The organism is Brevibacillus sp. MER 51 (assembly GCF_023714195.1).
Lineage (GTDB): Bacteria > Bacillota > Bacilli > Brevibacillales > Brevibacillaceae > Brevibacillus.
Genome location: NZ_JAMAUS010000002.1, coordinates 205,468 through 224,517, shown reverse-complemented (window position 1 = coordinate 224,517; position 19,050 = coordinate 205,468). Strand labels below are relative to the sequence as shown.

Below are 19,050 nucleotides of genomic sequence, written 5' to 3'. Positions count from 1 at the left end.
AAATGATCATGTCTTGGCAATATCGCACCGTACATGGTGGAGAAGTAACAAAAGCACACGTTGGACAGGAAGTCGTACTGAACGGATGGGTACAAAAGCGCCGCGACCTCGGAGGCGTCATCTTCATCGACTTCCGTGACCGCACTGGCATCGTCCAAATCGTATTCAACCCGGAGTACAACAAAGAAGCTTGGGAAGCGGCTGACAAGGTTCGCAGCGAATACGTACTGGTTGTAAAAGGGAAAGTAGTAAACCGTGCACCAGAAGCAGTCAATCCAAAGCTGAAAACAGGCGAAGTAGAAGTGCACATCTCCGAAATTGAAATCCTGAACGATGCAAAAACACCTCCGTTCCTGATTGAAGATGAGATCGATGTAGATGAACAAGTTCGTCTGAAATACCGCTACCTCGACTTGCGCCGTCCGGAAATGCAGCGCTCCCTGCTTTTGCGTAGTAAAGCAGCAAAAGCTTTCCGTGACTACCTGGATGAGAACAACTTCCTGGAAATCGAAACACCAATTCTCCAGAAGAGCACGCCTGAGGGCGCACGTGACTACCTCGTGCCTTCCCGTGTACACCCAGGCGAGTTCTACGCACTGCCGCAATCGCCACAGCTATTCAAACAGCTTTTGATGGTATCCGGTTTGGAGCGCTATTACCAAATCGCTCGTTGCTTCCGTGACGAAGACCTGCGTGCTGACCGTCAGCCTGAATTTACCCAAGTGGACATTGAAACCTCTTTCCTGTCTATGGAAGAAATCCTGCCAATGATGGAAAAGATGGTCGCTCACGTGTTCAAGCAAACGGTTGGGGTAGACATACCGACTCCATTCCCTCGTCTCACGTATGCGGATGCCATGGCGCGTTACGGTTCTGACAAACCAGACGTACGCTTCGGCATGGAGCTGACAGACGTATCTGATCTGGTTGCGACAAGCGACTTCAAGGTGTTTGCAGCAGCTGTAGCTGGCGGCGGACAAGTAAAAGCGATCAACGCAAAAGGTTGCGGACACTACTCCCGTAAAGAAGCAGACGACTTGGGCAAATTCGCTTCCCGTTATGGCGCGAAAGGCTTGGCTTGGATCGGGTTCAAAGACGGCGAAGTTAAAGGGCCAATTGCGAAGTTCTTTAAAGAAGAAGAACTTAACGAGATGAAAGCTCGCTTGGCGGTAGAAGAAGGCGACTTGCTCCTGTTCGTTGCTGACAAACCAAAAGTAGTAGCAGATGCGCTGGGTGCTCTTCGCTCCAAGCTGGGTGCAGAACTTGGTCTGATTGACCAAAGCCAGTTCGCATTCCTCTGGGTAGTAGACTTCCCGCTGGTTGAGTGGGATGAGGATGCAAAACGTTACGTTGCCCTGCACCATCCGTTCACACGTCCAAAAGACGAAGACCTGCACCTGTTCGACACCGATCCAGGTCAAATGCGCGCACAAGCGTACGACATGGTTCTCAACGGATACGAGCTCGGCGGAGGTTCCATGCGAATCTTCAAGCGCGAAGTCCAAGAAAAAATGTTTACCGCACTTGGCTTTACACCAGAAGAGGCGCGGAAACAATTCGGCTTCCTCATGGATGCATTCGAGTACGGTACACCTCCACACGGAGGAATCGCTCTTGGATTGGACCGTCTGATCATGCTCTTGGCTGGCCGCACCAACCTGCGCGAAGTCATCGCATTCCCGAAAACAGCAAGTGCGAGCGACCTGATGGTAAACGCACCAGATGTCGTAGACGGAAAACAATTGAAAGAGCTGTCCATTGCAACAATTGTCACAGAAGAAGAAAAGGTAGAAGCGTAATCGACTTGCGCAACTGCATTGCTCTTTGATACATTGGTAATACTATGATGAAAGCCCTGCGATGCCCGTGACATCCGATAGTTTTGAGCCACAAAGTTTGTTTAGGGAGTTTTTCGTCCGTGATTGTAAAGGCATGCCTCCTTAGAGTGGACGTCTGTAACAGTTCGGCAAGACACCCACCTGCGATGAGCAGGTTCAAAACTAAGGAGCAACACGGCATAATGGGGCTCCTTTTTTCTACTTCAATCCTACTTTTCCGATTGACTATAAACTCGCTTGTGAAAGGTGACACGAAATATGCTTCATCAATTTTCTCGTTGTGAATTGGCCTTCGGTCCCGAAGGTTTGGAAAAAATGAAAAATAGTCGCGTTGCTGTATTAGGGATTGGCGGAGTCGGTTCCTTTACAGTAGAAGCACTCGCGCGTACAGGTGTAGGCAAGCTCATTTTGGTAGATAAGGATGTAGTAGACATCACAAACATCAACCGCCAAATCCACGCGACGCTGAACACAGTCGGTCAAAAAAAGGCTGAGCTCATGAAGGAACGTATTGCGACGATCAATCCAGAGTGCGAGGTCGTTACACTGAATATGTTCTACAATGAAGAAACAGCGCATGAGCTGTTTGAGCATGAACTGGATTACATCGTGGATGCGATGGATACCATGTCCGCAAAGCTACATGTAATTAAGGAAGCGAAGCGTCGCAATATCCCTATTATTTCTAGCATGGGTGCGGCGAACAAAATGGACCCGACCCGTTTTGAGGTTGCCGATATTTCCCAAACGAGTTATGATCCGATTGCAAAGGTCATTCGTCGTGAGCTGCGGAAAAGCGGTATCTACAAAGGGGTAAAAGTGGTATATTCCCGTGAGATTCCCGTAACCGTACGTGTAGATGTACGCGAACAGATCGTTTCCAACCCGGACTCACCGATTAGTAAAGTGCGGATGCCTCCAGCAAGTAATGCTTTCGTGCCTTCTGTAGCTGGTTTAATTTTGGCCAGTGTAGTGGCAAGAGATATTTTGGAGTGGCAGCCTGTAAAAGGATAGTGGAACATGGATGATTTATTCACGTTTGCCTATGACCAGCAGGATGGCGGCAAACAGAAGCCATTGGCTGCGCGGATGCGGCCGAAAACGATTCAGGATGTAATCGGGCAATCGCATATTTTAGCTCCTGGAAAGCTGCTCCGACGCGCGATTGAAGCAGATCAAGTGTCCTCTGTCATTTTTTACGGACCTCCAGGAACAGGGAAAACAACACTGGCAAAAGTCATTGCCCGAACCACACGTACGCATTTCTCCGAGTTAAATGCCGTTACGGCTGGTGTCGCTGACATTCGCAAAGTGGTAGATGCGGCAAAGGAACGGCTCGTCATGGATAGTCAGCGGACAACCTTGTTCGTAGACGAGATACACCGCTTCAATAAATCGCAACAGGACGCCCTTCTTCCTTATGTGGAAGAAGGCACGATTATTTTGATCGGCGCTACGACGGAGAATCCTTTTTTCGAGGTGAATCCGGCGCTTTTGTCGCGTTCACAAGTATTTTCCCTTCAATCGCTTTCTCATGAGGAATTGAAGCAGGTCATGGATCGGGCCCTTACTGATGAAGAAAATGGATTGGCGGAGCTATTTGTCACCGTAGAACCAGAAGCGGCTGAGCATTTGATTCAATACGCAGAAGGGGATGCCAGGCGTTTGCTCAATGCATTGGAACTGGCGGTGACAACGACGCAACCAGGAGCGGATGGAAGAATTACGGTGACATTGGACGTCGCCGTAGAATCCATTCAGCGCAGGGCTGTACGCTACGATAAGAGTGGGGACAACCATTACGATACGATCTCTGCTTTTATTAAATCCATTCGTGGATCTAATCCCGATGCAGCTCTTTACTGGTTGGCAAGGATGATTGATGCTGGAGAAGATCCGCGGTTCATTTCTCGCCGTTTGGTCATTTCGGCTTCAGAGGACATTGGAAATGCTGACCCGCAAGCGATCACAGTTGCGATTTCCTGCTTTCAGGCGGTAGAATTGGTGGGGATGCCTGAAGGGCGTATCCCTTTAGCACAAGCGACGACGTACCTGGCAACCGCCCCCAAAAGCAATGCCGCTTACAACGGAATTAATTCCGCGTTGGATCGTATCCGAACGGATGGTCACAAGCAAGTGCCGATTCATCTGCGAGATTCTGCTTACAAGGGAGCTGCGAAGCTGGGACACGGTCAGGGATATCTGTACCCTCATAACTATCCATATGGGTATGTACCTCAACAGTATCTGCCTGACGGTGTAAACTACTCGTTCTACCAGCCAAAGGATCACGGCTATGAGCGTCACATTCGCCGCTTCCAGGAAGAAAGACAGAAGATGGATGAACGTGGATTGCCAAGGAAAAACTCCCCCGAATAATGGGGGAGCTGACATGTTAAGTGCGGACATTTCCGCCTGGTTTATTGGGCAAATCACCGTTTTCATTCGGCTGTTTGCTCTGCTCACTCGCACCATAACGGGCTTTGTGAGCAATCGTGCCTGCGGGTTGGTCGTACAAGGTATCGGACGGGTGGTTGCGACCTCGTTCCGAGCGTTTGTTCGTTGTCATTTGCATATCACCCCCTAAGATGTTAGTGTGTCCCGCGATACTGAAGACATGTAGGGGTTGGCGCGTATTACCGATACAAAGAGGAGAGTTGTTAACGTGAAGATTTCAACGAAAGGACGTTACGGGCTGACGATCATGATGGAATTGGCCAACCGTTGCGGTGAAGGGCCGACTTCCCTGCGGAGCATCGCCCAAAAACACGATTTGTCCGAGCATTATTTGGAGCAATTGATTGCACCTCTGCGTAACGCGGGTTTGGTAAAAAGCATTCGTGGCGCATATGGAGGTTACGTTCTGGCAAAGCAGCCGGATGAGATTTCTGCTGGAGATGTGATTCGCGTGCTGGAAGGACCGATCAGCCCTGTGGAATTTGCAGAGGAAGAAGATCCGGCTAAGCGTTTTTTATGGCTGCGTATTCGGGATAGTATTTCTTCTGTTCTGGATTCGACATCTCTTCAAGACTTAATCAGCTTTGAAGACGATGGTCCTGCCGATAATTATATGTTTTACATCTAGAATATAAGAGGTTGTTCAAAAAGTCGTCTTTTGATCACGAAGTAGCTCAGAAAGCTAATTCGACATCGAATATGGCGTTCACCTCCGAAGTCCGGTGCTCATGTAGATTACCTACACTCCGCTCCTCCTTCGTTCGATCCTCGCCGTCTTCTCGGTGCTAAAAAGCCGACTTTCTGAACACGTACTATAAGGTGGTAGAAGGTGACAGCATTGTCAGATCGAATTTATTTTGACCATGCAGCTACTACGCCCGTTCATCCGCGGGTAGTTGCTGCTATGACTCCCTATTTGACGCAAGTATACGGGAATCCATCCAGTGTCCATGGTGCCGGTCGCGAAGCGCGAAAAGCGTTGGAGCATGCGAGAGATACGATTGCAGACTTTATGGATGCTGATCCGCAATCGCTTATCTTTACGAGTGGCGGGACAGAAGCCGACAATATGGCAATCATTGGCGCTGCAATGGCACAGCGCGAACGTGGTCGTCACGTCATTACTTCGCAGATCGAGCATCATGCTGTCTTGCATGCTTGTGAATTTTTGGAGCAGGCAGGATTTGAAGTGACATACTTGCCTGTTGACCAGACAGGCATGGTTCATTTGGAAGACCTGAAACAAGCGGTTCGCCCGGATACGGTCCTAGTGTCCATTATGTACGGCAACAATGAAGTAGGAACGATCCAGCCAATCGAGGAAATCGGCACCTTTCTGCGAGAAAAAGGGATTGTTTTTCATACGGATGCTGTACAGGCTTTTGGTGTACTGCCAGTCCATGCACGAAAGCTGCCTGTAGATATGCTCTCGGTATCCGCCCATAAAATTAATGGGCCAAAAGGAGTCGGCGCTTTGTATTTAGCGCGTAAGGTTCCGTTTTCCCCGATTTTGCACGGCGGCTCACAAGAGCGTAAACGCAGAGCGGGAACGGAAAACCTGGCTGGGATTGTTGGGTTTGCCGAAGCGACAAAGGTCGCTCGCGAGGAAATGGCGGAGCGGGTTGAAAAGTATGAGCAGATGAAAGCAGCGATGATCGCAGTCTGGCAGGAAGCGGGAATTACGTTCTGCCTGAATGGACATCGCGAGCAGACTTTGCCACATATTTTAAATGTGTCATTCCCTGGCGCCCATACAGAAACCATGCTGATGAATCTGGACATCGCCAAGATTGCAGCTGCGAGCGGCTCAGCTTGTACATCCGGATCATTAGAGCTGTCACATGTGCTGAAAGCGATGCACTTGGACGATAAAATTGCTCTTTCAGCTATTCGTTTCAGCTTTGGGATTACGAATACGGTGGAAGAGGCGAAACAGGCTGCTACAGCGGTTGCTGCGATTGTAAAGCGCTTGGTTCGTGAATAACGAAGGATGAAAGCCGTTTGGATGAAGCCAAGCGGTTTTTTCTTTGAGCAAAAGCGGGTTTCTTATTGGAGTTTGTGGTGAATAGTGGAAGAGGATGGTAAAATGATGCTGTAGTACTAATCCTGAAGAACTATACAATTCGGATCATCCGATAAGGAGAGGACTTTCATGTTGGCCAGACGATACTCCATTCGCTACAAACTGGTGTTTACGATACTCATCCTAACCATGCTCCCATTAATGGTCGTCGGCTATATCCAATTTGAAAATGCGCGCAGCGCGCTTTACAAGCTGGCTGTATCTGACTTGCAATACATAACGGAAATGAAGGCGCGTGAGCTGGCTGCTTACGCTCAAGATACAACGATTCGTGAGGGAAGCAGACAGAAAATTAACGAAATAACACGCGAGGTGGCCGAAAAATATTACAAGCCAAATGGTATGGTTGGCTACGCCTATATCTTGGATGCGAGTGGAATCGCCGTCTTTCATCCAGATCCGAAAGTGGAGAGTACCTCTTTGGCGAATGAGGAATTCACGCAAGTCATGCTCGCTCAAAAAAACGGCTGGATCGAATATGAATTCGGAGGCTCTACCAAAGTGGCGGCGTATAAGCAGTTGCCGAACGGGTGGATTCTTGTCATTGGCAGCTACGAGAATGATTTGCTGACGACGATTGAAAGCAGTCGTCCGATGATGTTTCTCCTCAGTCTCATAAGTGCCAGCCTAGCGCTGGTCACGGGTATTTTTATTGTCAACAAGCTGGTACGACCGTTAAAAGAACTGGTATCAGCAATGAAGCGTGCAGAGACTGGAGATTTGACCACGCAAGTGACTGTTCGTTCCCGGGACGAGCTTGGGGAATTATCATCGATGTATAATGAGATGATGGGGGTATTTCGCAGCATGGTCAACGAGGTGCAGCGAGTAGCCCAACAAGTCGCGGCAGCTTCGGAAGAATTAACTGCGAGTGCGACAGAAAGTGCACGTGCTTCCGAACAGATTTCCATGGCTTCTTCGGAAATCGCGACGGGTTCCGAACAACAAAAACAAACGGTGACGGATACAGTGCGCTTTTTGTCTCGTATCGGTGGAGATATTCAACTTATTGCGGTCTCGACTTCTCAAGTCAATGTCGATGCGACAGACGCGAATCAATTGGCACAGGTTGGTGAAGGCAAGCTGAAAGAGCTCGTACAAGAGATGGATCAAATCACGGATCATGCCCGTCGAACAGAGCAGGTTATCCGCGAGCTTGGCTCTCAATCCGAGCAAATCATCGGAATCATCACGACCATTCGTCAAATATCCAACCAAACGAATCTATTGGCTTTGAATGCCGCCATCGAGGCTGCCCGGGCGGGGGAACAGGGACGCGGATTTGCGGTTGTGGCCCAAGAGGTACGCAAGCTGGCTGAGCAATCGGGTGAGGCAGCAGAAGAGATAGCAGGCTTGATTCATACGATCCATACAGATATTCTCGCGGCTGTATCGGAAATGGGAACGACTGCTGTCGCTATCCAGGATGGACGCGAAGGAGTGGCCCAGGCAGGGGACAGCTTTAAGCAAATCTTGGCGGCCGTTCAAGACGTCAGCCAGCAAGTACATCGCATGAACGATGCTGCCCAAGCGATTCATCGCGATACAGTCCAATTGGTGAGTCACTCCGAAAAAATTGCTGGGCTTGCGGAAATAGCGGCAAGAGATACACAGGAAGTGGCAGCAGCGTCCGAAGAACAGTCAGCAACGTCCGAGGAAATGACAGCGGCATCCGAAACGCTGGCGAAAATGGCCGAGCAGTTGTCAGAACAAGTAAAACGATTTACAATTTAAGACGAGCATATGAGAAATCCACTTTCAAGAGAAGTGGATTTTTCCTTTCTGGAACGGTTTTTATGTAAGGAGGCGTTTAGATGGACGAGCAGCAGTCAATCTCGCTGTTTGCGGAAACCTACATTCGAGGATTTGTTTCTCAAGAAATTTTTTACAATGATGAAACCTGGTACGGAGTTATCCGTCTAAAGATAGAAGAGACTACCGAATCGATCAAAGAATCGGAGGTCATTATTGTCGGTAATTTTCCTCGTCCACATCCAGATGAGCTGTACACCTTTTACGGTGAATGGAAAACACATCCTCGATTTGGGCAGCAGTATGTAGCAAAGCGCTATGAACGTGAAACACCGAAGACATTGGCCGGGGTTGAGCGATATTTAGCCAGTGGCTTATTTCAAGGGATCGGAAAGAAGATGGCCAAACGAATTGTAGAGCAGCTCGGGGTAGATGCGCTGTCCATTATCGCGGACTTCCCGGAGCGGTTGGCTGAGGTACCAGGCATTTCTGAACAACGTGCCAAAACGATCTATGATTCTGTAGTCGAGCATCGTTCTTTGGAAAGTGCCATGGTTTTCTTGTACGACTTCGGCATTGGTGTAAACATGGCGCTGCGTATTTATCAGACCTACAAGCTGGAAACGATGACAGTGCTGAAGGAAGAGCCATACCGTTTGATTGAGGATGTCGTAGGAATCGGCTTTAAGCGGGCGGATGACATCGCACGAGCAACTGGTATCGCGGCTTCCTCGGAAGAACGTGTGAAGGCAGCGGCACTCTTTGGGCTGCAAGAGGCTTCGTATTCAGAAGGACATGTTTATTTGCCTGTGGAGGAGCTTTGTGAAAAAACGCTGCGCCTTCTCGAAGAGTGCGGGGGACACGTCTTTTCTGGTGACGATATTCGACTGGCAGTGGAAGCCCTGTTTGTGTCGAGCAAAATTGCCTGGGAAGATGAGCGGGTGTATTTGCCCTCGCTGTTTTTTGCCGAGCTCGGTCTAGCCAAAAGACTGCGTCACTTCGCTGCGCGGGATGATTTCGGTACGTTTCCGACATGGGAATTTTACCGTGCGTTAGGGGCGGTCGAGGATGAGCTGGGGATTACGTATGCCCAGACGCAGCGTGATGCCATTGAACAGGCGATCAAAGCAGGTCTGATGCTGTTGACAGGGGGACCTGGTACGGGGAAAACGACAGTGATTCGTGGGATATGTCGTGTCTTTTCCCAGCTTCATGGATTGTCGCTGGACTTGAAAAAATACAACGAAGAAAATCCGTTCCCGATTGTTCTTGTGGCTCCTACTGGACGTGCAGCAAAACGTATGACAGAGACTACGGGTTTACCTGCAATGACTATCCATCGCTTGCTCGGTTACAAAGGGGAGAGCTTCGAGCATGATGCGGAGCACCCAATCCGTGGTCGGCTATTAATTGTGGATGAAATGTCCATGGTCGATATCTGGCTCGCAAATCAATTGTTTCGTGCGGTCCCAGACGACATGCAGATCATCATGGTAGGTGACCCTGACCAGTTGCCTTCTGTAGGACCGGGCAACGTCCTGTTGGATATGATCCGATCTGGATTGCTACCGTTGGTGCAGCTAACAGAAATTTATCGGCAAGCGGAAGAGTCTACCATTATTCGGTTGGCTCATGATGTACGCAAGGGGAATGTACCGGCAGATTTGCTTCACACCACCCCGGATCGGCGATTCTTCACAAGTTTGCCACAAGAAGTTCCGGAAGCAGTGAAACAAATTTGTTTCGGAGCCGTAAAAAAAGGATATACGGCAAAAGATGTTCAGGTATTAGCCCCTATCTATAAAGGTAATGCCGGTGTGAACCGGTTGAATGAAGAATTGCAGGAGCTGTTTAATCCGAAAACGCCGCAAAAGCGTGAAGTTACTTTTGGAGAGACGACTTTCCGTACAGGAGACAAGGTTCTGCAATTGGTAAACAATGCTGAAGAACAGGTGTTTAACGGTGACATGGGTGAGATCGTCGCCATCTTTTTCCCGAATGAAAATGCGGAGAACCAGGAGATGCTGGTCGCTGCCTTTGATAACAGGGAAGTGGTGTACAAGCGTTCGGATTACCATCAGCTGACGCTTGCCTACTGCTGCTCGGTTCATAAGTCTCAAGGCAGCGAATTTCCGATTGTGATCATGCCGTTTGTCAAAAGTTACTACCGTATGCTCAGACGCAAGTTGGTCTATACCGGGATTACCCGGAGCAAATCATTCCTCATCATGTGTGGAGAGCCGGATGCGTTCCGTGCTGCTGTAGAGTCTGATGAGGAGGGGGTACGGTACAGTTACCTGGAGGAACGGCTAAAGCAAGAGTGAAGTTGGAACCATTTGCGCCGAATGGACGTATCCATTTCGCCTGATACTAACAAGGCGGAAGGGGGATGTCCCACATGCGCAAGGCAATGGATGCAGTCGGATTACCAGTTGTTTGCCTCCAAACAGGAGAGACGATGGGAACCGTGCGTGACATTCTTTGCGACTCCACTTGGCATGTACGAGGAGTCTTGCTGAGCGAACAGGGCTGGTTCCAATCAGGTACCTATATTCCTGCCGAACATATTCATGCGGTCGGGGAGTCCTGCCTTACCGTATCGGGAAAAGACGCGATCACGCCCTTACCTCATCTCGCCGGACTAGAGCCTGTCGGCATTGTGACGGGAAAGACGAAGTTAAAAGGAAAAGCGGTGATTACCGCTTCCGGAGAGTGTTTGGGGAGGCTGGAAGATGTTTACTTTTCAGCCAACTGGGAGAAACTTGTAGGGTACGAACTATCGAATGGCTGGTTTGCAGATATTACGGAAGGTCGAAAGCGCCTCCCTGCACCAGCATCCGTGATCATCGGGGAAGAAAACCTGATCGTGCCGGACTAGTTCGTGGCCAGGCGTGAAAGGGAGGAAAAGCGTGATGCGTGTCATATGCCCGAATTGCAGTTCCAAAGACGTAGGGAAGATTGGAACCAATCAATACTATTGCTGGAACTGCTTTATAGAAATGAGCGTTTCCAATGAGCAGATCGCTTCTGTCTACCAAGTTGAGGAAGATGGATCTTTGCATTCGCTCAACGATCTGTTTATTGAGGATCAGACAGTAACCGCTCACTTGAATATGTAGTGGATTTGAGCGGCAAAACCAATGGAGGTGGCACGCTTGTTCACTCGAAGCCTGTTGCGGGTTCTGGCCACAAGCGGAATTGTGGCGATCATTGGCTATTGGTTGGCTCCGCGACGTCGCAGTCGGTTTTCATTGAATTGGAATCAGTTGCCCTTTTCCATGCGTGATGTAACACGTATGTGGAAATCAGGTCGCAAGCTGATGCGTGCCGTCACTCGTTAACACAAAATGTGAATTGGAACGTAAATAAACACCCGAGCATACACTGTGTTCGGGTGCTTTTTTTTAACCGGCATGAAAAAGCTCCGTCGCAGAAACGACGGAGCCTTGCTTTGTATTAAGATTGTTCTGCCAAGCGTTTTTGCTGTTGGCTTTTCATGCGTCCGATCAACAGGACACCAACCACAACAGCTACGATGAATACCCATTTTACCCAAGGGTAAGCGGCAAAGAATGGTGTGAGGAACTTCTCGTTTGTTACCATGCTCGCAGCAGTATACGCCAATACTGCAGAACCGATATATATAACGACCGGATATTTCTCGATCAGCTTCAAGATCAATGTGCTACCCCATACCATGATCGGAACACTGATGATCAAACCGATAACTACCAGAAGAAAATCACCATGTGCTGCACCAGCAACCGCGATCACGTTATCCAAGCCCATTACCGTGTCGGCTACGATAATCGTCCAGATCGCTGCTCCAAGCGTTCCGCTTGCCTTCATATTCTCATGACCATTATCTTGAATCAGCAATTTGAGAGCGATCCAAATGAGAATCAAACCACCTACAAGCAGCAGACCAGGAATTTTCAGTAACCAAACGACAGCGAGTGTCGCCAATGCACGAATGATAATTGCACCAACCGTTCCCCAGATGATGGCTTGCTTTTGCTGATGAGCAGGCAGGTTACGAGCTGCCATCCCGATGACGAGGGCATTGTCCCCGGCCAGCACGAGGTCGATGATAACGATAGAAAGTAATGCGGTCCAAAACTCAGGGCTTAACAATAAATCCATTTCTCTTCCTCCTCCTAATCCATTTTGGAAGCGAATAATCCGCTGGCCGTTTTCTTGATACCTCCCATAGTGTGTGTAAAGGGGCGAAAAAGAAAACGACCTTTCCCGATGCAGGAAAAGGTCGTTTAAAAAACAAAAATAGACCTTTTACCTGGTCGGCAAAGGTCTTGCTTACAACATTTACGAAAATGTTGCCAACATAGCCGGGGAAAAATCCCGTAATGACGACTATGTTGCGAAAAAGCTACTCCCCTTTGGAGATATCCTCTTGTAATTACATACTACTGAACACGAAATTGTGTGTCAATAGGTTACATGAAATTAATGTGAATGAGACAAGCTAAAAAAGATGTAGGCAAATAGGGAGGAGTTGGGGAACGTGGATGAACTTCGGCGAAGTCGTCTATTTGCTGCTGCTGTTTGGGTCATCACACTTTTGGTCATCGGCAATCTGCTTTGGCTGCTCCGCCCAGTCCTGTCCCAGTTGTTTTCGCTCGTAAAGGAAGTAATCGTTCCCGTCATATTGGGACTCGTCATTGCGTACTTGCTCCATCCGATCGTGCAATTGCTGGAAAAAAGAAGGGTTCCGCGCTTGATGGCAGTCCTGCTCATTTATGGATCATTTGTATTGGTGATTACCATTGCGATTATAAACGCCATCCCAGTTTTCACGAAACAATTGGTGGAGCTGTCAGACGATATTCCCCGCCTGATGGATTGGTACCATACATGGATGAGTGAGTGGGAGGCACGAAAATATTTCTTGCCGGATAGCATCTCCAAGGGTGTGGACCGGGTGATCATCCAGTCGAATGAGGGAATGTCTCATTCTGTATCGAAAATCGTGGATAATGCCAGGCATTCGATGGGAAAGCTGTTTGCTTTTGCTATCGTGCCGTTTATCGCTTTTTACTTTTTGAAGGATATGAAGCAATTGCACGAGACGGGAATGTCGATTGTTCCAAAGGCTTATCGGAAGCAAGTGCTGATCGTCCTGCGGGATATAAACGAATCCTTGGGCAAATACATACATGGACAAATGATGGTCGCCTTGATCGTAGGCGTTTTCGCATACGTGGGCTACTGGTGGATCGGCATGCCGTATCCTTTTGTACTGGCTGCATTCGTATGTCTCACCAACATCATTCCGTACATCGGACCATTGATTGGGGCGGCACCAGCAGTTGTGATCGCGATTACGATTTCCACCAAGACACTGCTACTCGTGGTCGTTGTCAATCTCATTATTCAAATCGTAGAAGGGAACATTTTGTCTCCCAACATCGTTGGTCGTTCCTTGCATTTGCATCCGCTTCTCATTATCCTGGCACTGCTGGTAGGGGAGACGGTAGGGGGTATCATCGGGTTGATCGTTGCTGTCCCGATTCTTGCCGTTTGCAAAGTGATCGTCAGCCGAATCGCTGTCATGATGCATGAAAGTTGACAGTGATCAGGTAAAATATTTATAATATGGACAAAGTGATTTATGTGAAATCAATGAGGGAACGAGTATGTTGCAGACCTTTTACAGAGAGGACGCTCCATGGTTGAGAGGGCGACCAAAAGAAGAGCAGCAGAAGGCTACTCCTAAGACCGGGCAAAACCCGGCGGCTTGGCACCGTTAGACGCCACTTAAGCGACAGGCCTTGGCTCAGAAACGTGTAGCGAGCCTGTAAGCAGGGTGGTACCGCGAGAAATCAGTTCTCGTCCCTGAGGGGATGGGGACTTTTTTTATTTTTAGATGAGGAGAATGTTAGATGAAGAAACTGACAGGCAATCAAATCCGCCAGATGTTCCTCGACTTTTTTGTAGAAAAAGGACATCGCATTGAGCCTAGCGCTCCATTGGTTCCAATCGACGATCCTTCCCTTCTGTGGATCAACAGTGGTGTGGCGACTCTCAAGAAATACTTTGACGGCCGCATCATTCCGGACAACCCGCGTATTACGAACTCGCAAAAGTCTATTCGTACGAACGATATTGAAAATGTGGGACGTACTGCTCGCCATCATACTTTCTTTGAAATGCTGGGTAACTTCTCTATTGGTGAGTACTTCAAGGAAGAAGCGATTGAATGGGCATGGGAGTTTTTGACAAGCCCAAAATGGATCGGCTTTGATCCAGAGTTGCTCTCCGTTACCATTCACCCGGAGGACGAAGAAGCATTTGAGCTGTGGAGCAAGAAAATCGGTGTTCCAGAAGAGCGAATCATCCGACTGGAGGGCAACTTCTGGGATATTGGAGAAGGCCCGAGCGGACCAAACACAGAGATTTTCTATGACCGTGGAGAAGCATTCGGAAACGACCCGAGCGACCCTGAGCTGTACCCAGGTGGAGAGAACGAGCGTTACCTGGAAGTGTGGAATCTGGTATTCTCCCAGTTCAACCACAATCCAGACGGTACCTACACGCCGTTGCCTAAGAAGAACATTGATACGGGGATGGGTCTTGAGCGCATGGCCTCTGTCATCCAAGGCGTAGACAACAACTTTGAGACGGATTTGCTGTTCCCGCTGATCGAAAAGACCACGGAAATCTCCGGTGTGAAGTATAAAACAAGCCCTGAGATGGATGTAGCCCTGAAGGTTATCGCTGACCATGCGCGTACGGTTGTGTTTGCGATCGGTGACGGTGCGCTTCCATCCAATGAAGGGCGTGGCTATGTCATTCGCCGTCTGCTTCGCCGTGCCGTACGTATGGGGAAAAAGCTGGGCGTGGAGAAGCCATTCCTGTACAGCTTGACTGAAACAGTAGGCACGATGATGGGCGAATTCTATCCAGAGGTTGTTCAAAAGCGTGCGTTTATCGAAAAAGTCATTCGTGCCGAGGAAGAGCGCTTCCACGAGACATTGAACGACGGTCTGGCGATCCTGTCCGACATGGTAAAAGCAGCAAAAGAAAGCGGAAAGACGCAACTGTCTGGGCAAGATGTGTTCAAAATGTACGATACGTATGGATTCCCAGTTGACTTGACAGAAGACTTCGCAGACGAGCAAGGGCTGACTGTCGATCGCGATGGCTTTGACCAAGCGATGGAAGAACAGCGTGAGCGCGCACGTGCAGCACGTCAAGATGTAGACAGCATGCAAATTCAAGGCGGTCCATTGTCTGATTTGACGGTTACGAGCCAATTTGTTGGTTATACTGAATTGGTAGCAACAGGTAATGTGGAAGCGATTATTTTGGACAACCAGCTGGTAGAAGAAGCAGAAGAGGGTCAAACCGTACAAGTCGTTCTGAGCCAAACTCCTTTCTATGCAGAAAGCGGTGGTCAGATCAATGACGAAGGTTTCCTGATTTCTGATACCGTAAAAGCACGCGTGACAGATGTACAAAAAGGACCAATGGGACAAAATGTGCATTCTGTTATCGTCGATGCAGGTACCCTGCGCAAAGGCGACGAGATTCGCGCGGAAGTGAATCGTGAAGCACGTCTGGCTATCACGCAAAACCATACAGCGACTCACTTGCTGCATCAAGCACTCAAGGATGTCCTGGGAACGCATGTCAATCAGGCAGGTTCCTTGGTAGCACCAGAGCGTCTCCGCTTTGACTTCACTCACATTAGCTCCATTACTCCTGAAGAACTGGAGCGTATCGAAGCGATCGTGAATGAAAAAGTGTGGGCAAACCTGAGTGTCGAGATCTCCAACAAACCATTGGCTGAGGCAAAAGCGATGGGCGCAATGGCGTTGTTCGGTGAAAAATACGGCGACGTTGTACGCGTTGTAAAAGTGGGCGAATACAGCCTGGAGCTGTGCGGTGGATGCCATGTAAACAATACCGCGGAAATCGGTCTGTTCAAGCTGGTTAGCGAGAGCGGTATCGGCGCAGGCACACGCCGGATCGAAGCAGTAACAGGGCGCGGCGCTTATCAGTTCTTGAACCAGCAGTTCACTACGCTCAAAGAAGTGGCGCAAGCACTCAAGGCACCGGTTCTGGCAGAAGCACCTGCACGTGTAGAAGGTCTGCAACAACAATTGAAAGAAGTACAGCGCGAAAACGAGTCCCTGCGTGCAAAACTGGGGAACATCGAGGCAGCGTCGTTGACGGATAAACTCCAACAAGTAGACGGTATGAACGTACTCGCTGCACGTGTTTCCGCTGTCGATATGGACAACCTGCGCGGCATGGTAGATGAGCTGAAAAACAAACTCGGCTCCGCTGTCATTGTGTTGGGTGCAGTCGATGGCGACAAGGTGAACCTCGTTGCAGGTGTAACCAAAGATCTCATGGATCAAGGCATTCACGCTGGCAAGATCATCAAGGAAGTCGCAACTCGTTGCGGTGGCGGCGGTGGTGGACGTCCTGATATGGCACAAGCCGGTGGTAAGGACCCATCCAAGCTGCAAGAAGCTCTGGACGCTGTGGTTGACTTCGTGAAGAGTCAAGTAGTAGCGAAATAGTGCGATTGCAAGAGAAATTTGTATAATCGACAGGAGTAAACGAAATCCGAGTCGAATACAAAAAAGAGAATGTAACCAAAAGAGTCTCAAAAGGAAATCGAGGTGTTGATTGTGAGTTCGTTGGATAATACCATGAAATTCACGGTGCCCAAGGAAGCGAATGCGGCGGATGTGCAAGAAACATTGACAGAGGTGTACAAAGCCCTGCAGGAAAAAGGATACAACCCGATCACCCAGATCGTAGGTTACTTGCTTTCTGGCGACCCGGCGTTTATCCCACGCCACAACAACGCGCGGAGCCTGATCGGCAAATTGGAACGGGACAAAATCATAGAAGAGTTGGTGACCGTTTACTTGTCAGAGCGCAAGTAGACCTTAACGATGACACGATTGATGGGGTTGGATGTAGGCGACAAGACGATTGGAGTGGCTGTCAGCGATGAGCTGGGCTGGACTGCGCAAGGAGTAGAGACCATCAAGCGACAATCCAAGGAAAAGGATCTTGCTCGCCTGAGCGAATTAGTTTCGCAGTATCAAATTGGGGCTTTCGTCGTTGGTTTGCCCAAAAACATGAACGGAACCATAGGCCCGCGTGCTGAAATGTGTCAAGCATTTGGCAAGCTTTTGGAGGAACGCACGTCTCTTCCTGTCCACATGTGGGACGAACGCTTGACGACGATGGCGGCAGAGCGTATGCTGATCTCTGCTGATGTTAGCCGTCAAAAGCGAAAGACAGTGATAGATAAAATGGCGGCCACTTTAATCCTCCAAGGATATTTGGACGCGAAATCGAGGTGACCACAATGAGTGAAGAGATGATGGAAGAGTTCGAAGTGGGCGATGTGATCGCGCTGACGGAAGAAGGTACCGAGGAACCGCGAGATTTTCGTATCATGTACATTTTTGACATTGAAGACCGCAGCTATTTGGTGCTCGTACCAGTAGATCAGGAAGAGGAAGAAGAGTACGAGGTTCACTTCCTGCGTTATGATGGTACAGACATGCTCCAGCCAATCGAGGATGACGAAGAGTGGGAGCAAGTAGAAGCTACCTTCGAAACATTGATTGCTGATTTGGAGAAAGACGGAATTTAATAGACGAGTGGAAAGAGAGTCCGCAACTGGCGGGCTCTTTTTTTGTCTTTTTTCGCCAAAATCACCCATGAAGTGACAGGTAGATAAGCCTCTAGTATAATGAATGGGATGGAGATAAAGAGACCCTAAAGGGAGGATTTCTAGCTTGAAACCAATGTCAGCGAAGCCTGATTTTAACCCAGGCCGCCCTGTGACGCATCGACGCAGACGCGGCGGACGAATTGTGATGTGGCTGGTTACCTTTTTGTTATTGATCATTTTGGCTGCAGGGGGAGCAGCGTGGTACGTGTACCAGCAATTGCAGCCCGTTGCAGGTGAACAGACGGTGAAGAACGTAGCGATTCCGTCCGGTTCCTCCGTACAAAAAATCGGTCGACTACTGGAAGAACAAGGTCTGATCCGAAATGCCGATGTATTTAATTACTACGTGAAGTATAAAGGCATGGCTCCTGATCTTAAGGCGGGAGAATACCAATTTACGACTGGCCAAGCCATTGACGAGATCCTAACCGCCATGGTGGAAGGAAACACGGTGATCAATGCGAACCGATTTACGATCCCGGAAGGCTGGAATGTCGAACAGATCGCAGATCATCTCGATAAAGAAGGCATTGTAGAGAAAGCGGCATTTTTAAAAGAAGTAAATGAAGGAGCATTCCCGGACTATCCTTTTGTCGCAGCCATACCGAAGCATGCAGACCGAAAACACCGTCTGGAAGGGTATCTGTTCCCGGAAACGTATGAGGTGGGCAAAGACGCTACGGCACATGATGTCGTCTCGCGTATGCTGGCTCAATTCCAAAAGGAATGGAAGCCAGAGTGGACAGAGCAGTTGAAGCAGCGCGACTTAACACTGGATGAAGCAGTGAATCTCGCATCGATTGTCGAGCGTGAAGTTACAGTAGACAAGGAGCGTCCGCTTGTAGCAGGCGTGTACTACAATCGGATTCGTGACAAGTGGCCATTGCAGGCTGATGCTACCGTCCAATTTATTCTCGGCAAACAACGAGACCGTCTGACCTTTGAGGACCTAAAAGTAAAAAGTCCGTACAACACGTACACAAATCCTGGATTGCCACCAGGGCCGATTGCCAACCCAGGTAGAGCTTCGCTTGAAGCCGTCGTAAATCCGGCGAAGCATGATTACTTTTTCTACGTGACGAAAAAAGACGGAACGTCCGAGCATTACTTTTCCAAAACACTGCAAGAGCATGAAGCAAATGATAAGAAAAGCAGGGGAAACTAACCGGGTTTCCTCTTTTTTTTTGCATACGGTC

18 protein-coding genes and 1 other RNA gene are annotated in these 19,050 nt (G+C 49.0%); 17 read left to right on the top strand and 2 right to left on the bottom strand.

All coding sequences use genetic code 11. The annotated features are described in order from the left end of the window. The first annotated feature begins 8 nt into the window (after nucleotides 1-8). The 4 genes from aspS (at nucleotide 9) to M3630_RS05445 (ending at nucleotide 4,217) form a co-directional block, all read left to right on the top strand. A complete protein-coding gene (gene aspS / locus M3630_RS05460) occupies nucleotides 9-1,799 on the top strand; it encodes an aspartate--tRNA ligase (protein ID WP_173608442.1) in 1,791 nt (596 codons plus the stop codon). A 50-nt stretch (nucleotides 1,800-1,849) separates the two neighbouring features. Continuing rightward, a non-coding RNA gene (gene ssrS / locus M3630_RS05455) (6S RNA) lies at nucleotides 1,850-2,031 on the top strand. A gap of 65 nt (nucleotides 2,032-2,096) precedes the next feature. Then, the gene (locus M3630_RS05450) at nucleotides 2,097-2,852 is read left to right on the top strand and encodes a tRNA threonylcarbamoyladenosine dehydratase (protein WP_173608441.1); all 756 of its coding nucleotides are present in this window, start codon (nucleotides 2,097-2,099) and stop codon (nucleotides 2,850-2,852) included. A gap of 6 nt (nucleotides 2,853-2,858) precedes the next feature. After that, nucleotides 2,859-4,217 carry a replication-associated recombination protein A gene (locus M3630_RS05445; protein WP_251251489.1) on the top strand — a complete coding sequence of 453 codons (1,359 nt, stop codon included), beginning with the start codon at nucleotides 2,859-2,861 and terminating at the stop codon, nucleotides 4,215-4,217. 16 nt (nucleotides 4,218-4,233) lie between these two features. On the opposite strand, the gene M3630_RS05440 is transcribed toward M3630_RS05445, so the two are convergent. Continuing rightward, the gene (locus M3630_RS05440; RefSeq protein ID WP_162837766.1) at nucleotides 4,234-4,407 is read right to left on the bottom strand and encodes a hypothetical protein; all 174 of its coding nucleotides are present in this window, start codon (nucleotides 4,405-4,407) and stop codon (nucleotides 4,234-4,236) included. Nucleotides 4,408-4,503: 96 nt separating this feature from the next. On the opposite strand from M3630_RS05440, the gene cymR reads away from it, so the two are divergent. The 7 genes from cymR to M3630_RS05405 all read left to right on the top strand — a co-directional run bounded on the left by cymR (nucleotide 4,504) and on the right by M3630_RS05405 (nucleotide 11,471). After that, nucleotides 4,504-4,923: a cysteine metabolism transcriptional regulator CymR gene (gene cymR, locus M3630_RS05435; protein ID WP_012685608.1), complete on the top strand. Its 420-nt coding sequence runs from the start codon at nucleotides 4,504-4,506 to the stop codon at nucleotides 4,921-4,923. Nucleotides 4,924-5,133: 210 nt separating this feature from the next. Then, nucleotides 5,134-6,279, top strand: a complete 1,146-nt coding sequence (locus tag M3630_RS05430) for a cysteine desulfurase family protein (RefSeq protein ID WP_251251663.1) — start codon at nucleotides 5,134-5,136, stop codon at nucleotides 6,277-6,279. A 168-nt stretch (nucleotides 6,280-6,447) separates the two neighbouring features. Continuing rightward, nucleotides 6,448-8,112 (top strand): methyl-accepting chemotaxis protein, encoded by a 1,665-nt coding sequence (locus M3630_RS05425; RefSeq protein ID WP_251251488.1) that lies wholly within the window; start codon nucleotides 6,448-6,450, stop codon nucleotides 8,110-8,112. A gap of 80 nt (nucleotides 8,113-8,192) precedes the next feature. Further along, complete coding sequence (gene recD2, locus M3630_RS05420) at nucleotides 8,193-10,454, top strand: SF1B family DNA helicase RecD2 (RefSeq protein ID WP_251251487.1); 2,262 nt, start codon at nucleotides 8,193-8,195, stop codon at nucleotides 10,452-10,454. 74 nt (nucleotides 10,455-10,528) lie between these two features. Then, on the top strand, nucleotides 10,529-11,008 hold the full coding sequence (locus tag M3630_RS05415; protein ID WP_251251486.1) for a PRC-barrel domain-containing protein: 480 nt from the start codon (nucleotides 10,529-10,531) through the stop codon (nucleotides 11,006-11,008). A gap of 34 nt (nucleotides 11,009-11,042) precedes the next feature. Further along, entirely contained in the window at nucleotides 11,043-11,249 is a 207-nt protein-coding gene (locus M3630_RS05410) for a hypothetical protein (RefSeq protein ID WP_007717618.1), read from the top strand. Between the two features lie 27 nt (nucleotides 11,250-11,276). Then, nucleotides 11,277-11,471 (top strand): hypothetical protein, encoded by a 195-nt coding sequence (locus tag M3630_RS05405; RefSeq protein WP_229088206.1) that lies wholly within the window; start codon nucleotides 11,277-11,279, stop codon nucleotides 11,469-11,471. 115 nt (nucleotides 11,472-11,586) lie between these two features. Here the strand turns inward: M3630_RS05405 and M3630_RS05400 are convergent, their stop codons facing one another. Next, nucleotides 11,587-12,273 carry a TerC family protein gene (locus tag M3630_RS05400; RefSeq protein WP_251251485.1) on the bottom strand — a complete coding sequence of 229 codons (687 nt, stop codon included), beginning with the start codon at nucleotides 12,271-12,273 and terminating at the stop codon, nucleotides 11,587-11,589. A 379-nt stretch (nucleotides 12,274-12,652) separates the two neighbouring features. Between M3630_RS05400 and M3630_RS05395 the strand changes: the two genes are divergently transcribed. The 6 genes from M3630_RS05395 (at nucleotide 12,653) to mltG (ending at nucleotide 19,019) form a co-directional block, all read left to right on the top strand. After that, entirely contained in the window at nucleotides 12,653-13,717 is a 1,065-nt protein-coding gene (locus M3630_RS05395; protein WP_251251484.1) for an AI-2E family transporter, read from the top strand. A gap of 313 nt (nucleotides 13,718-14,030) precedes the next feature. Continuing rightward, complete coding sequence (gene alaS / locus M3630_RS05390; protein WP_251251483.1) at nucleotides 14,031-16,679, top strand: alanine--tRNA ligase; 2,649 nt, start codon at nucleotides 14,031-14,033, stop codon at nucleotides 16,677-16,679. A gap of 111 nt (nucleotides 16,680-16,790) precedes the next feature. Beyond that, a complete protein-coding gene (locus M3630_RS05385; protein WP_007727936.1) occupies nucleotides 16,791-17,051 on the top strand; it encodes an IreB family regulatory phosphoprotein in 261 nt (86 codons plus the stop codon). 9 nt (nucleotides 17,052-17,060) lie between these two features. Next, nucleotides 17,061-17,477: a Holliday junction resolvase RuvX gene (gene ruvX / locus M3630_RS05380; RefSeq protein ID WP_142063197.1), complete on the top strand. Its 417-nt coding sequence runs from the start codon at nucleotides 17,061-17,063 to the stop codon at nucleotides 17,475-17,477. A gap of 5 nt (nucleotides 17,478-17,482) precedes the next feature. Beyond that, nucleotides 17,483-17,773, top strand: coding sequence for a DUF1292 domain-containing protein (locus M3630_RS05375; RefSeq protein ID WP_005832492.1), 291 nt, complete (start codon nucleotides 17,483-17,485; stop codon nucleotides 17,771-17,773). A gap of 145 nt (nucleotides 17,774-17,918) precedes the next feature. Further along, nucleotides 17,919-19,019: an endolytic transglycosylase MltG gene (mltG, locus tag M3630_RS05370; RefSeq protein ID WP_173608432.1), complete on the top strand. Its 1,101-nt coding sequence runs from the start codon at nucleotides 17,919-17,921 to the stop codon at nucleotides 19,017-19,019. Nucleotides 19,020-19,050: the final 31 nt, after the last annotated feature.

Coding starts and splice junctions, on each gene's coding strand:
- aspS (WP_173608442.1), top strand. CDS start 9: ATGTCTTGGCAATATCGCACCGTACATGGTGGAGAAGTAACAAAAGCA.
- M3630_RS05450 (WP_173608441.1), top strand. CDS start 2,097: ATGCTTCATCAATTTTCTCGTTGTGAATTGGCCTTCGGTCCCGAAGGT.
- M3630_RS05445 (WP_251251489.1), top strand. CDS start 2,859: ATGGATGATTTATTCACGTTTGCCTATGACCAGCAGGATGGCGGCAAA.
- M3630_RS05440 (WP_162837766.1), bottom strand. CDS start 4,407: ATGACAACGAACAAACGCTCGGAACGAGGTCGCAACCACCCGTCCGAT.
- M3630_RS05425 (WP_251251488.1), top strand. CDS start 6,448: ATGTTGGCCAGACGATACTCCATTCGCTACAAACTGGTGTTTACGATA.
- recD2 (WP_251251487.1), top strand. CDS start 8,193: ATGGACGAGCAGCAGTCAATCTCGCTGTTTGCGGAAACCTACATTCGA.
- M3630_RS05415 (WP_251251486.1), top strand. CDS start 10,529: ATGCGCAAGGCAATGGATGCAGTCGGATTACCAGTTGTTTGCCTCCAA.
- M3630_RS05410 (WP_007717618.1), top strand. CDS start 11,043: ATGCGTGTCATATGCCCGAATTGCAGTTCCAAAGACGTAGGGAAGATT.
- M3630_RS05400 (WP_251251485.1), bottom strand. CDS start 12,273: ATGGATTTATTGTTAAGCCCTGAGTTTTGGACCGCATTACTTTCTATC.
- alaS (WP_251251483.1), top strand. CDS start 14,031: ATGAAGAAACTGACAGGCAATCAAATCCGCCAGATGTTCCTCGACTTT.
- ruvX (WP_142063197.1), top strand. CDS start 17,061: ATGACACGATTGATGGGGTTGGATGTAGGCGACAAGACGATTGGAGTG.
- M3630_RS05375 (WP_005832492.1), top strand. CDS start 17,483: ATGAGTGAAGAGATGATGGAAGAGTTCGAAGTGGGCGATGTGATCGCG.